Origin of the sequence: Gordonia zhenghanii (assembly GCF_021738965.1) — a bacterium.
GTDB classification, from domain to species: domain Bacteria; phylum Actinomycetota; class Actinomycetes; order Mycobacteriales; family Mycobacteriaceae; genus Gordonia; species Gordonia zhenghanii.
Window position 1 is genome coordinate 86,396 of record NZ_JAKKOQ010000008.1, and the last position, 12,590, is coordinate 98,985.

Annotated in this window: 12 protein-coding genes and 1 pseudogene; 3 read left to right on the forward strand and 10 right to left on the reverse strand. The window is 68.2% G+C overall.

The genetic code is table 11. The features are described from left to right. Positions 1 to 24: 24 nt before the first annotated feature. Both hisD and L5G32_RS10660 read right to left on the reverse strand, forming a co-directional pair. Positions 25 to 1,347: a histidinol dehydrogenase gene (gene hisD, locus L5G32_RS10655; RefSeq protein WP_237011020.1), complete on the reverse strand. Its 1,323-nt coding sequence runs from the start codon at positions 1,345 to 1,347 to the stop codon at positions 25 to 27. A 131-nt stretch (positions 1,348 to 1,478) separates the two neighbouring features. Then, a complete protein-coding gene (locus L5G32_RS10660) occupies positions 1,479 to 1,979 on the reverse strand; it encodes a GNAT family N-acetyltransferase (protein ID WP_237011021.1) in 501 nt (166 codons plus the stop codon). Between the two features lie 416 nt (positions 1,980 to 2,395). On the opposite strand from L5G32_RS10660, the gene L5G32_RS10665 reads away from it, so the two are divergent. Further along, a complete protein-coding gene (locus L5G32_RS10665; RefSeq protein ID WP_443669357.1) occupies positions 2,396 to 3,817 on the forward strand; it encodes a DUF222 domain-containing protein in 1,422 nt (473 codons plus the stop codon). Here L5G32_RS10665 and nadC read toward each other — a convergent pair. Further along, entirely contained in the window at positions 3,774 to 4,667 is an 894-nt protein-coding gene (gene nadC, locus L5G32_RS10675) for a carboxylating nicotinate-nucleotide diphosphorylase (protein WP_237011022.1), read from the reverse strand. The genes L5G32_RS10665 and nadC overlap by 44 nt on opposite strands. Continuing rightward, complete coding sequence (gene nadA / locus L5G32_RS10680) at positions 4,664 to 5,674, reverse strand: quinolinate synthase NadA (protein WP_237011234.1); 1,011 nt, start codon at positions 5,672 to 5,674, stop codon at positions 4,664 to 4,666. Before nadA ends, nadC begins: the two co-directional genes overlap by 4 nt. Before the next feature lie 301 nt (positions 5,675 to 5,975). Here nadA and L5G32_RS10685 point away from each other — a divergent pair, with 301 nt between their 5' ends. Further along, positions 5,976 to 6,653, forward strand: a complete 678-nt coding sequence (locus L5G32_RS10685) for an NUDIX hydrolase (protein WP_237011023.1) — start codon at positions 5,976 to 5,978, stop codon at positions 6,651 to 6,653. Between the two features lie 54 nt (positions 6,654 to 6,707). On the opposite strand, the pseudogene L5G32_RS10690 reads toward L5G32_RS10685, so the two are convergent. From L5G32_RS10690 to L5G32_RS10715, 6 genes and pseudogenes are all read right to left on the reverse strand, one after another. Further along, a pseudogene (locus tag L5G32_RS10690) lies at positions 6,708 to 7,238 on the reverse strand (DUF2567 domain-containing protein); the annotation flags it as partial. Then, positions 7,235 to 7,495 carry a biotin synthase auxiliary protein BsaP gene (gene bsaP, locus L5G32_RS10695; RefSeq protein ID WP_237011024.1) on the reverse strand — a complete coding sequence of 87 codons (261 nt, stop codon included), beginning with the start codon at positions 7,493 to 7,495 and terminating at the stop codon, positions 7,235 to 7,237. The gene bsaP and the pseudogene L5G32_RS10690, both read right to left, overlap by 4 nt. A gap of 58 nt (positions 7,496 to 7,553) precedes the next feature. Continuing rightward, a complete protein-coding gene (gene bioB, locus L5G32_RS10700) occupies positions 7,554 to 8,588 on the reverse strand; it encodes a biotin synthase BioB (protein ID WP_237011025.1) in 1,035 nt (344 codons plus the stop codon). Next, the gene (bioD, locus tag L5G32_RS10705) at positions 8,585 to 9,361 is read right to left on the reverse strand and encodes a dethiobiotin synthase (protein ID WP_237011026.1); all 777 of its coding nucleotides are present in this window, start codon (positions 9,359 to 9,361) and stop codon (positions 8,585 to 8,587) included. Before bioD ends, bioB begins: the two co-directional genes overlap by 4 nt. Next, positions 9,358 to 10,518, reverse strand: a complete 1,161-nt coding sequence (locus L5G32_RS10710; protein ID WP_237011027.1) for an 8-amino-7-oxononanoate synthase — start codon at positions 10,516 to 10,518, stop codon at positions 9,358 to 9,360. Before L5G32_RS10710 ends, bioD begins: the two co-directional genes overlap by 4 nt. Then, the gene (locus L5G32_RS10715; protein ID WP_237011028.1) at positions 10,515 to 11,909 is read right to left on the reverse strand and encodes an adenosylmethionine--8-amino-7-oxononanoate transaminase; all 1,395 of its coding nucleotides are present in this window, start codon (positions 11,907 to 11,909) and stop codon (positions 10,515 to 10,517) included. Before L5G32_RS10715 ends, L5G32_RS10710 begins: the two co-directional genes overlap by 4 nt. Positions 11,910 to 12,022: 113 nt before the next feature. Here L5G32_RS10715 and L5G32_RS10720 point away from each other — a divergent pair, with 113 nt between their 5' ends. Further along, positions 12,023 to 12,586, forward strand: coding sequence for a TetR family transcriptional regulator (locus tag L5G32_RS10720; RefSeq protein WP_237011029.1), 564 nt, complete (start codon positions 12,023 to 12,025; stop codon positions 12,584 to 12,586). Positions 12,587 to 12,590: the final 4 nt, after the last annotated feature.

Below are 12,590 nucleotides of genomic sequence, written 5' to 3' on the forward strand. Positions count from 1 at the left end.
GCGTCCGGACTGAGCGTGGCGCGTTCACCGGTCGCCCGCGAATCGCGCGGTGACCGCTTCGCCGTGCGCGGGGAGGTCTTCGGCGTTCGCGAGGGTCACGACGTGGTCGGCGACTCCGGCCAGCGCGTCCCGGTCGTAGTCGATGACGTGGACGCCGCGCAGGAACGTCTGCACAGACAGGCCGGACGCGTACTTCGCCGAGCCGGTGGTCGGGAGGACGTGGTTCGATCCGGCGCAGTAGTCGCCGAGACTGACCGGCGAGTGAGCACCGACGAAGATCGCGCCCGCGCTGGTGATGCGGTCGGCCACGGCGGCAGCGTCGCGCGTCTGGATCTCGAGGTGTTCGGCGGCGTACGCGTCGACGACGGCGACGCCCGCATCGAGGTCGTCGACGAGGACGATGCCCGACTGCTTGCCCGCGAGGGCTTCCTTGACTCGTTCCGAGTGCTTGGTGGCACTCGCGGCGGTCTCGACCGCGACGTCGACGGCGTCGGCGAGGGATTCGCTGTCGGTGACGAGGACCGACGCCGCGAGCACGTCGTGCTCGGCCTGGCTGATCATGTCCGATGCGACGATCGCCGGATCGGCTGAGTCGTCGGCGAGGATCGCGATCTCGGTGGGTCCGGCCTCCGAGTCGATGCCGACGACGCCGCGAACGAGACGCTTGGCCGCCGTCACGAAGATGTTGCCGGGGCCGGTGACGAGGTCGACGGGGTCGAGCGTCGTGCCGTCGGTGTCGGTGCCGCCGTACGCCAGGAGCGCGATCCCCTGGGCTCCGCCGACCGCCCACACCTCGTCGACACCGAGCAACGAGCACGCGGCCAGGACTGTGGGATGCGGCCAGCCGCCGAAATCGGCCTGCGCGGGAGAAGTGACGACCAGTGAGCCGACACCTGCCTCCTGCGCCGGTACGACGTTCATGACGACGCTCGACGGGTAGACGGCGTTGCCGCCCGGAACGTAGAGGCCGACACGGCGGACCGGGATCCACTTCTCGGAGACGGTGCCGCCGGGCACCACCTGGGTGCGGGTCGTCTCGCGTCGCTGCTCGGCGTGCACCAGCCGAGCGCGCCGGATGGACTCTTCGAGGGCCGCGGTCACGTCGGGGTCGAGGTCCGCACGCGCCTGCGCGACCACCTCGGCGGGAACTCGCACACTGGCCGGGCGGATCTTGTCGAACTGTTCGGTGTAGTCGAGCGCGGCGGTGGATCCGTGCTCGGCGACCGCTTCGACGACCGGGGTGATGCGAGGCAGCACGGCGTTGACGTCGGTTCCGCCACGGGGCAGTGCACGACGCAGTTCACTCAGCGTCGGGACCGCGCCCCGCAGGTCGGTACGGGCAAGCATGGGTATCTCCACTCAAAGGTCTGCCGATAACGGTCTGGGGATCGGGCTCCCACCAGGATATGCCGTGCGCGCAAACTGTTTGCGATCGCCTCGGGCGGTGCAGGACAGTAGTCGTTCCGGCGAGGACGGATTCAGGCGTTATGGGTCTCGGCCGGCTGTGAACGCGAGTGTTGCGCCGGGCGACGCATCGGCACGTGAGGGATCGCGTTCTCGACGAATCGAGGGCCGTCGACGACGTAGCCCCAGCGGGCGTACATCGCTTCGAGGTACGCCTGCGCGTCCAAGACACTCTCGGCATCCCCGATCTCAGCGACGATCTCACCCATGAGCGCCTGCGTAAGCCCGGTGCCGCGCAACTCGTGGCGGACGCAGACACGACCGATGTGAAACTCCTTGCGTCCGTCTGCGAGCTCGTCGGTGAGGAGCCGCGCCGTAGCGACGGGCGCACCGTCTGGGTCGGCGCACCAGAAGTGGACCGTCGTCGGCTCGGCGTCGCGGCCGTCGATCTCCGGATACGGACAGTTCTGCTCCACCACGAAAACGTCGACGCGCAGTTTCAGGATGCCGTGGAGCGTCGTCGGGTCGAGGTCGATGAGAGGCGCGTGCTGCACGATCGGAGTCACCGTCCCCATGATGCCGGACGGCACAGTATCTGCGGGACATCCAGACCCGACTGCGGTCCTCAGAAATTCATCTGTTCGAACTATTGTTCTATCGAACACATGTTCGTAACATAGATCACATCAGGTTCCGATCTCGATCGGATGCCCTGACAGGTTGTTTTCCAATTTCATAGCGCGTCGTAGCGCATGGCGACTTCGCCAGTAAGCGGCCCCCTGAGAAGGGCGCCGAACTGCCGCGAAGGGTGTGGCGACGGCAACCGCTCGCTGGTCGGGCGGCACCGCTCCGCTCACTGGTCAGGCGGTTCCGCTCCACTCGCTGGTCAGGCGGTTCCACTCCGCTCACTGGTCGAGCGGAGTCGAGACCCATTGCCTGCCGCGGCGGTTCGCGGCGATCTCGCTTCACCCCTCTAGGAAGGAGGGCTGCCATGTTTGCTTCCACTGTCGCCGAGTTCAGTGATTGGTTAGTGGACGAACTCGCCCCAGTCACCGCTGCTGAACACACAGGCCAGGACGAGAGTCCGCCGGACGGTCTACGGCTGACGCAACGATTGGCCTCCGGACTGCGCACAGTCTCCGATGACGAGCTGTATCGCTCGATCGTCGAAGTCGACCGTCTCCGGAACCTCGTCGAAGGCGTCCAGTCCCAATTGGTGGCGACGGCCGACCGGGTCGGTTTGACTGCCCGGCTTCACGTCAGGACACCGGCCGGGTTGTTGATCGGTCTCGGCGTGCCGCCCGCGGCCGCTCACCGCATCGCGCGAAACGCGAAGCACGCCGCCTCGATAGGGGCGCTGGACCGGGGCACTCGGGACGGCTCACTCTCCCCAGAGAAGGCCGATGCCGTCGGCAAGGGCGTCGCATTCGTCGAGAAGCGAGTAGCCCTCGACAAGCAGTCGCGCGACACGTTGATCGGACGACTGATGGTGCAGGAGACACCAGCAGACGTCGCCGCGCGTTCCCGTGAAGCCGCGATCGCATTGTCCTCGGAAGCCGATGTGCCCGATGCGATTCCGGTCGCGGAGAATGCGAGCCTCAACGAGATGTCCATGACGTCGAACGACGAAGGCCGCGTGGTGGCCGAACTCGACATCGACGTCACCACTGGCGAAGAACTCGCCGCCGCGTTGGATCCATTAATGAAGCCGGTCTCCGAACCCGACGGCAGTCCTGATCCGCGCACCGCTCCTGCCCGGCGCGCTGACGCATTCAGGCAGATCATCCGAACCTACTTGTCCGGATCGCAGCGGCCGACAAGCGGCGGCGTCCTTCCACACGCGACGTTGCTCGTCCCGACTGCTGGAACCTCCCCGGCGGGGATGAGCCCGGTCGCATCGCTCGGCTACGCGGGCCCCGTATCGCAGGCGACCGTGGAACTGACCCTCTGCGGGGCGGCGGTCACCGCGGTATCGGTAGACGGGCACGGAGCCCCGATGGACGTCGGGCGCACTCGGCGTCTGTTTCCCGCAGCGATCCGCACGGCGCTCGTTGCGCGCGACCGCGGCTGCGCCCACCCGGGGTGCGGCCGGCCGGCATCGTGGTGCGACGGGCAACCACATCCGGCCGTGGAGCGAAGGAGGCGAGACGAGCCTGGCCAACGGTGTGCTGCTGTGCACGATGCACCACAGACTGATCCACCACTCCGACTGGGAGGTCTTCATCGGCGACGACCGGCACCCCTGGTTCGTTCCGCCCGTCGACCCTCATCGTCCGAAGCGGGAACGCACGGCGATTCGGTCGCACGCACGGCGCACGTTGACCGCCTACCCGACGGCAGACGCGGCCTGATCGCAGTCGAGAGCGCTGCTACATGTCAAGACCGAAGTCGAGGACCGCGACCGAGTGAGTGAGTGCTCCGACAGCGAGATAGTCGACGCCGGTCCGCGCGTAATCGATCGCGACGTCGATAGACAGGCCGCCCGACGACTCGAGCTTGGTCTCCGGCGCTTGTGCGTCCCGACGCTGGACCGCCATCTGCGTCTCCCACGGCTCGAAATTGTCGAGCAGCACGAGCTGGGGATTCAGCGGCAGCACCTCGTCGAGTTGGGTGAGCGAGTCGACCTCGACCTCGACCGGAACGTCCGGTGCCACGGCGCGCACAGCCTCGAGAGCCTGTGCGACTCCCCCGGCGGCGACCACGTGGTTGTCTTTGATGAGCGCGGCGTCGCCGAGTCCCATGCGATGGTTGACGCCGCCGCCGGCACGCACTGCGTACTTCTGTAGGACGCGCATCCCAGGCAGGGTCTTCCGCGAGTCTCGGATATTCGCGGCGGTGCCGTCGACCGCCTCCACCCACGCCGCGGTGGCCGTCGCGATCCCGGACAGATGGCAGAGCAGGTTGAGCGCCGTCCGCTCCGCGGTCAGCAGCGCCTGCGCCGGCGCCGTCACGGCGAGAGCAACGGACCCCGGCTCCACCCGCGCGCCATCGACCAGTTCCTCGTGCACCTCGTAATTGTCTGCACCGATCACCTGGTCGAACACCGCGCGCACCACGGGAAGCCCAGCCACGACGCCGTACTGCCGGGCGACGACCTTCGCCTGAGCGACAGCGTCGTCCGGGACAGTCGCGAGCGACGTGATGTCCGGCCCATACCGCAGATCCTCGATCAACGCCGTACGGATGAGCGCCAGGAGGTCTTCGTCGACGTCGAGTACGAGGTCGCCGGTGGCGGACTCGTCACCGATGAAGGCCTCGGTCATTCGCCGCCGCCCGGGTTGCCGATGGTGATCATGCGCTCGACGGAGGCACGGGCGCGCTCGGCGACGTCGGGAGCCACGACGACCTCGTCCTTGCCTTCGGTGAGGCAGCGCAGCAGGGCGGCCGGAGTGTTCATCTTCATGTACGGGCACGCCGCACGCGAGTTGACGGCCTGGAAGTCGACGTCCGGCGCAGCCTTGCGCAACTGGTGCAGCATGCCGACCTCGGTCGCGACCAACACCTGTTTGGACTCGGTTGCCTTGGCCGCGTCGATCATGCCGCCAGTCGACAGGATCTGCACGCGGTCAGCAGGCACTGTGCCCTCACCAGCCAGGTACAGCGCCGACGTCGCACACCCGCACTCGGGATGGATGAACAGTTCCGCGTCCGGGTGCGAATCGACCTGGTCGGTCAGTTCGTCTCCGTTGATGCCTGCGTGGACGTGGCATTCGCCCGCCCAGATGTGGATGTTCTCGCGACCGGTCGCTCGCTTGACGTGCGCGCCGAGGAACTGGTCCGGAAGGAACAGCACCTCGCGGTCCGGATCGATCGACGCGACCACGTCGACGGCGTTCGACGACGTGCAGCAGATGTCGGTGAGGCCTTTCACCTCCGCCGTCGTGTTCACGTACGACACGACCACGGCGTCCGGGTAGTCGGCCTTCCACTCGCGCAACTCGTCCGCAGAGATGGAGTCGGCGAGCGAGCACCCCGCCCGCTCGTCCGGGATCAGCACCCGCTTCTCCGGGCTGAGGATCTTCGCAGTCTCGGCCATGAAGTGGACGCCGCAGAACACGATCTCGTCGGTGTCGACCTCGGCAGCGATCCGCGACAGCGCCAGGGAGTCGCCGACGTAGTCGGCGATGTCCTGGATCGCGGGAAGCTGGTAGTTGTGGGCCAGGATCGTCGCGTTGCGTGCCTTGGCGAGACGCTTGATCTCGGCCGCCCAGGCCGCGTCGGGTTCGACTCCCCCGTATGCGGCGGGAATGCCGTGGCGCGGGTCGGGCATGCCGAGATCGGTCTCGGTCCGCTGGATCACGGTTCCAGTCGTCATGGCGGGAACTCCATTCACATCGTCTGGCGACGGCGGGCTGCGCCGTGGACCAGGACCGCGGTACGAGTTCGCAGAGCAAGACGAGTCTCATCAGAACAAGCACCGGGCCTTACAACAGGTCTGCGGGTTTCCGACTATTGATCGATAACCCTGCGGTCATCGTAACACCGCTGACGCCGACATTGTTCCGCCCATCACACGCCGCCGTTCCCCGACGTCGGCCTCGGCCCCCGGCCGGTCTCCTACACTCTGTGGCATGACCGAATCCGTGCACGTCGAAGTCTTGTCCTCGGTGTTCCAGATTCGGGAGTGCGGCGACGCGGGGCATCTTCTGCACGTCCTCCTCGTCCGCAGGGACGGCGAGTGGACGCTGCCCGGCGGCGGCATCGGCGACCGCGACACTCTCCCGGCAGCTGCCCAACGACATCTCGCCGAACAGGCGCGTCTCACCCGCGTGGCCCACCTGGAGCAACTGTCCGTGTTCTCCGCCCCGGACCGGGTGCCCGGAGCCCGGACGATCGCCTCGACGTTCCTCGGACTCGTCCCCCGGGACATCCCGGCCGACTCGACCTCGGAGGACGCCCGGTGGGTCGACGTGAACGATCTGCCGAGCCTCGCGTACGACCACGCTCAGATCGTCGACCAGGGCAGGCGCAGGCTCGCCGCGAAACTCTCGTACACGAACATCGCGTTCGCGCTGGCGCCCGGCGCTTTCTCGATGTCGGAACTCTCCGAGATCTACGGCGCCGCTCTCGGTTACACCGTGGACGCGACCAACCTGCTACGGATCCTGTCGCGTCGCGGAGTGGTCGTCGCGACCGGGACCGTCGGTCGGACCGGACGATCCGGTGGACGTCCACCCAGCCTCTACGCCTTCGCCGAGACCGTCCTGCGGGTGACCGACGAGTTCGCCACCCTGCGGCCGCCACTCTGACCGCCACTCCGGTGCGGGCGGGTCGGGCTGCAGTGTCGGGTTCTTCGCGGTCAGCACGCACACCAGATAGACGATGATCGCGGCGGTCGGCGCGCAGATCAGCAGCAGCCACGGCTGCGTGACGTCCGAGTCGAACCACAGCCGCACAGTCAACTCGTAGTCGCCGGGAACGTTCTCGTCGAGCGCCGGACGCACGGCTTTCGCGATCCGCGTGCCGATGTCCATCGCCAGTCCCGACGAGACGATCGCCGTCACCGTCGTCAAGGCCAGCCCCGGCACACCGCGCATGCCTCGTAGACCGAACCACGACGCGAGCGCGAGCACGATGCCGAGACCGAAGGTCAAGAACGCGAACGTCGCCACCCCGCCGAACAGGTTGGCGGACGCCCCCTGGTCGAACCGGCCTTCGCCCGGGGTCGTCACCGTCGCCTTCACCGGCGGTGACAACCACACCCACAGGCCGCCGACCAACACTGCCAGCGCAAGGACGACGATGACGAAGGCGAGCGCCGAACGGTAGTCGACCTTCGTCGACGACGCGTTCGGGGACAGCGAGGCTGCGGTGGTCGAGGACGGAGTGGTCATCGTCGGCCGAGCTCCGTGGAGTCGACGACACCGTGACGCGAGCAGCGCGCATCCCAGCCGTCCGGCCGGACCTGCACCACCATGCGACGACCGCACTGTCCGCAGAACCGCGGTGGTTCCAGGCCCAGGCGCGCGGCCGCGGGGACCGCGTCGTCGGCCTGCATCTCCAGCTCGATTCCGGTGTAGACGCCGAATTTCAGTGGCTCAGCGAGCGGCGACGGAACCGACCTGGTTCCGATCGAATCCATTCCGATCATCTACTGCCTCCTGTCGACGCCGGGCGCGACCACGACGGTACACCTCGCCCGACAGTCGTCAGATCGTGTCATTGAGCACCTTGATCGGCATCGACAGATCCTCCAGCAGATCGAGGTCGCTCTCGGCCGGGCGGCCCAGCGTCGTCAGGTAGTTGCCGACGATGACGGCATTGATGCCGCCGAGGATCCCCTGTTCGGCTCCCAGGTCGCCGAGCGTGATCTCACGACCGCCAGCGAACCGCAGAATGGTGCGCGGCAACGCGAGCCGGAAGGCTGCGACCGACTTGAGCGCTTCCGACGCGGGAAGGACGTCGAGGTCGCCGAACGGCGTGCCCGGACGCGGGTTGAGGAAGTTCAACGGGACCTCGTCGGGTTCGAGGGCCGCGAGGTCTGCAGCGAACTCGGCGCGCTGCTCGAGCGACTCACCCATGCCGAGGATGCCGCCGCAGCACACCTCCATGCCCGCGTCACGCACCATCCGGAGCGTGCCCCACCGCTCCTCCCACGTGTGGGTGGTGACGACGTTCGGAAAGTGACTGCGCGAGGTCTCCAGATTGTGGTTGTACCGGTGCACGCCCATCGCCGCGAGTTCGTCGACCTGCTCTTGAGTCAACATGCCGAGGCTGCACGCGATCTGGATGTCGACCTCGTTGCGGATCGCCTCGATCCCCGCCGCGACCTGGGCGAGCAGGCGCTTGTCCGGGCCGCGGACGGCTGCGACGATGCAGAACTCCGTCGCTCCGGTCTTCGCCGTCTGCTTCGCAGCCTCGACCAGCGACGGGATGTCGATCCACGCGCTACGGACCGGCGACGCGAACAGACCCGACTGACTGCAGAAGTGGCAGTCCTCCGGGCAGCCGCCCGTCTTGAGGGAGATGATGCCCTCGACTTCGACCTCGGGACCGCACCAACGCATGCGTACGTCGTGAGCGAGCGCGAGGATCTCGGTGAGTCGCTCGTCCGGCAACTGCAGGACCTGCAGCACCTGGTCCTGGTCGAGGCCGACGCCGCGTTCGAGGACTTGCTCGCGGGCGACGGCGAGGATGTCGCCGGTGGCTGCTGCAGTGCTCTGCGGCTGTTCGGTGGTGGTCACTGGATGCACTCCTGTCGATCATGATGGGTCGGGCTGCCGATGAGGCTGGGCTCGATGGGGCTGGGCTCGATGGGGCTGGGCTCGATGGGGCTGGGCTCGATGAGGCTGGTTAGCACCCAGGAGGGTGCGGAGGTCTGGAACTGGCTCGGTGCACGCGAACCTGCTCCCGCAGGCACGACTCCGACGATCGGCACACCCGTCAGTCGCTCGAGATCGGCGCGGTTGCACGCCATCGCCAGGTCGGGATCGGCAGGCCAGGATCCGATGACGAGGCCTATGACGGCGACGTCCGCGCTGCGGAGCTCGCGGACGGTGAGTTCGGTGTGGTTCAGCGTGCCGAGACCCGGATCCGTGACGACGACGGCCGGTGCGTGCAAGGCGCGCGCGACGTCGACGATCGTCAAGTCCGGTGCGAGTCGCACCCGGACGCCGCCAGCACCTTCGACGATCACCAGATCGCAATCGTCGGACAGGTCGCCGACCGCTCCGCACACGTCGTCGAGCGCCAGGAACGGCAGCCCCGCCCGGCGTGCTGCGGTCTCGGGTGCGAGCGGGTCCGGGTAGCGAGCGCCTTCCCTGGTCGGCACGTCGCCGACCAGTGCCTGAACGGTCGCTAGGTCGCCGGGCTCCCCCGGAGCGACGCCGGTCTGCGCCGCTTTGACGACGCCGACGCGCAGGCCGCCCGCTCCGGCCGCGGCGGCGATGGCGGCTACGGCGATCGTCTTGCCGACGTCGGTGCCGGTGCCCGTGACGACGAGGACGCGCGCGGTCATCGGGAGGTCTCGACTTCGCTCGACCAACGAGAGGAAGCACAGGATGCCAGGGCGTCACGGACGACGTCGGCGACCGTGTCGAGGGTCGCGTCGTCGACGTCGGCGCGCACCGTGAGACGAAGTCGCGATGTTCCTTCGGGGACCGACGGCGGCCGGAAGCAGCCGACGAGAACGCCTCGATCCCGACAGATGCTTGCAGCGGTCACGGCCGCGGCTGGATCGCCGACGACGAGTGAGACGACAGCCGAGTCGGGGGCAGGCGCCCCGAGTGCGCCCGCGATGCGATCGGCGTTGCGTCGCAACGCAAGCGGTAGCCCGGGGTCGGCCATCAGTACCCGAAGCGCGGCGTGCGCAGCGCCCACCGCCGCCGGGTTGAGACCGGTGTCGAAGATGAAGGTCCGCGCGTGATCGATCAAATGGTCACGCAACAACTCGGGTCCGGCGACCACGCCCCCTTGCGCGGCAAGTGATTTGGAGCAGACTGCGGTCACGGTCAGATCATCGGATCCGGCCAGCCCGCATTCGGCGACCAGACCGCGGCCACCCGGCCCGCGGACACCGATCGCGTGGGCCTCGTCGACGAGGAGCATCGCTCCGGTGTCTCGGGCCGCTGCGTACAGCTCTCGCAGCGGAGCGAGCCGCCCGTCGATGCTGTACACGGAGTCGGTCACGACCAGCGCCCGCTCTTCGGTGCGCCGCGCGAGCGTGCGCCGAACCGCTTCGTGGTCACCACGGTCGACCACCACGACCCTCGCCTTCGACAGCCGGCAACCGTCGATCAGGGACGCGTGGGCTCCGGCGTCGCTGACGATGAGGTCGCCGCGTCCGACCAGTGCGGTGATCGCGCCGACGTTGGCGAGGTACCCGGATGAGAACAGCAGCGACGACTCCGTTCCCAGGAATCGTGCGAAGTCGTTCTCGAGGTCGAGGTGCGCTTGCGTCGTCCCGACCACGAGGCGCGACGACGTCGCGCCCGTCCCCCAGGTGTCCACCGCCGCGTGTGCGCCCGCGATCACCGCCGGGTGTCGGGACAACCCCAGGTAGTCATTGGACGCCAAGTCGATCTCGCCGGCCCCCGACTGCCGCGCGACGGGCGCGCGATGCAGGCCCGCGGCGCGCGTGCGGTCGGCGACGGCGGCGAGCCACGCGGCACTCATGCGGGGGTCTCGACTTCGCTCGACCAGCAGGAGGCGCTCGACCGCGGTGAGGAAGCGCTCGACCGCGGGGAAGGAGCGCTCGACTGAGAGGAAGGAGCGCTCGACTGGCAGGACGAAGACGCGAGCGTCGCCCGGACGCCCGCACCGAGCCCCGCGGTGACCGCGGCCAGATCGGCGTCGTCGATGACGAACGGGGGCATCGTGTAGATCAGATTGCGGAACGGGCGCAGCCAGACGCCCGCGTCGAGGACGGCGTCGGTCGCCGCCTGCATGTCGACCTGGCGGTCCAGTTCGACGACGCCGATCGCCCCGAGCACCCGGACGTCGACCACACCGTCGAGGTCCGCGAGCGGGGCGAGACCTGTGCGCAGCCCGTCCTCGATCTGCGGGACCCTGTTCCGCCAGTCCGATGCGACCAGCACGTCCAGCGACGCGGACGCGACCGCGCACGCGAGCGGGTTGGCCATGAACGTCGGCCCGTGTGCGAGGCCGCCGGCCTCACCGCGGCTGATGACCTCGGCGATCTCCTCGGTCGTCACCGTTGCAGCCAAGGTCAGGTAGCCGCCGGTCAACGCTTTGCCGACACACAGGATGTCGGGCGCGATCCCGGCGTGGTCGACGGCGAACAGTTCCCCGGTCCGACCGAATCCGGTCGCGATCTCGTCGCAGATCAGGAGAACGTCGTGGGCGTCGCACAGGCCCCGCAGTGCACTCACCAGCCGCGGATCGTGGAATCGCATACCGCCTGCCCCCTGCACGACGGGCTCGACGATGATCGCGGCGATCCGGTCGCGCTGGCTGGTCAACGTGTCGTCGACGAGCGCGATGTAGTCCTCGTCGTAGTCGACCGGCGGCTCCGGCACGAACACCTGCTCGGCGAGGACGCCGCGCCACATGGCGTGCATTCCGCCGTCCGGGTCGCACACACTCATCGGCGCGAACGTGTCGCCGTGGTAGCCGCCACGCCAGGTCAGGATTCGATTCCGTTCGGTGCGCCCCAGACTGCGTTGGTACTGGACGGCCATCTTGATCGCGACTTCGACGGACACCGACCCGGAATCGGCGAAGAAGACCTTGGTCAGTGGTTCGGGGACGAGGTCGACGAGAGTCGCGGCCAGACGCGCGGCAGGCTCATGGGTGAGGCCGCCGAACATGACGTGCGACATCTTCTGGAGCTGTGCAGTCGCCGCGGCGTCGAGAACCGGGTGCCGGTAGCCGTGGATGGCCGCCCACCACGAACTCATCCCGTCGATCGCGGTCGATCCGTCGGCGAACGTCAAACGGACCCCGGACGCCGACTCGACCACGCGGGGCGACGTCGACGCAGGAAAACCGCCGTACGGATGCCACACGTGATCGGCGTCGATCCGCTCGATGGTGGCCTGGTCCACTCCGTACTCCTCACACGTTCTCCGCCACAGCGAGACGCCGTAGTCCTGAACACCGTACAGGTAGTCCTGTACGACGTACAGGACGGTCGATTCACGGCGGCTACCCTGGCCCGGTGAGCAACTCCCGGACCGACGTCCTCGCCGCGGCACGTGCCATCTTGGCCGAGCACAGCCTCGCCGACCTGACCATGCGCAGGCTGGCCACCGACCTCGGCGTCCGACCGAATGCGCTCTACTGGCACTTCCCGAACAAGCAGACGATGCTTGCCGCACTCGCCGACGACATCCTCGACGCCGTCGAGCCGCCGACGGAAGGCTCAGCGCCCGAACGGATTCGAAGCACCGCGGTCACCATGCGGGCAGCGCTGCTCGCCGTTCCCGACAGCGCCGAGATCGTGTCATCGGCGTGGGCGTCCGGACTGTCGCACCGGTCGACGGTCCAGACCATCGTCACCGTCGCCCGCGACGGCGGACTCGACGAGCAGACTGCGGCAGGCGTGGCGACGGCGGTGTGCCAGCTGACGATCGGCCTCACCATCGAGGAGCAGACCCGCACCCAGATGGAGCGGCTCGGAGTCACCGGGCCGTCCGGACGTGATTTCGACAGCGAGTTCGCCGGCGGACTCGACGTGATCGTCGCCGGCGCTCGAGCTCGGGCAACCGCCTCGACCGATTAGAGGT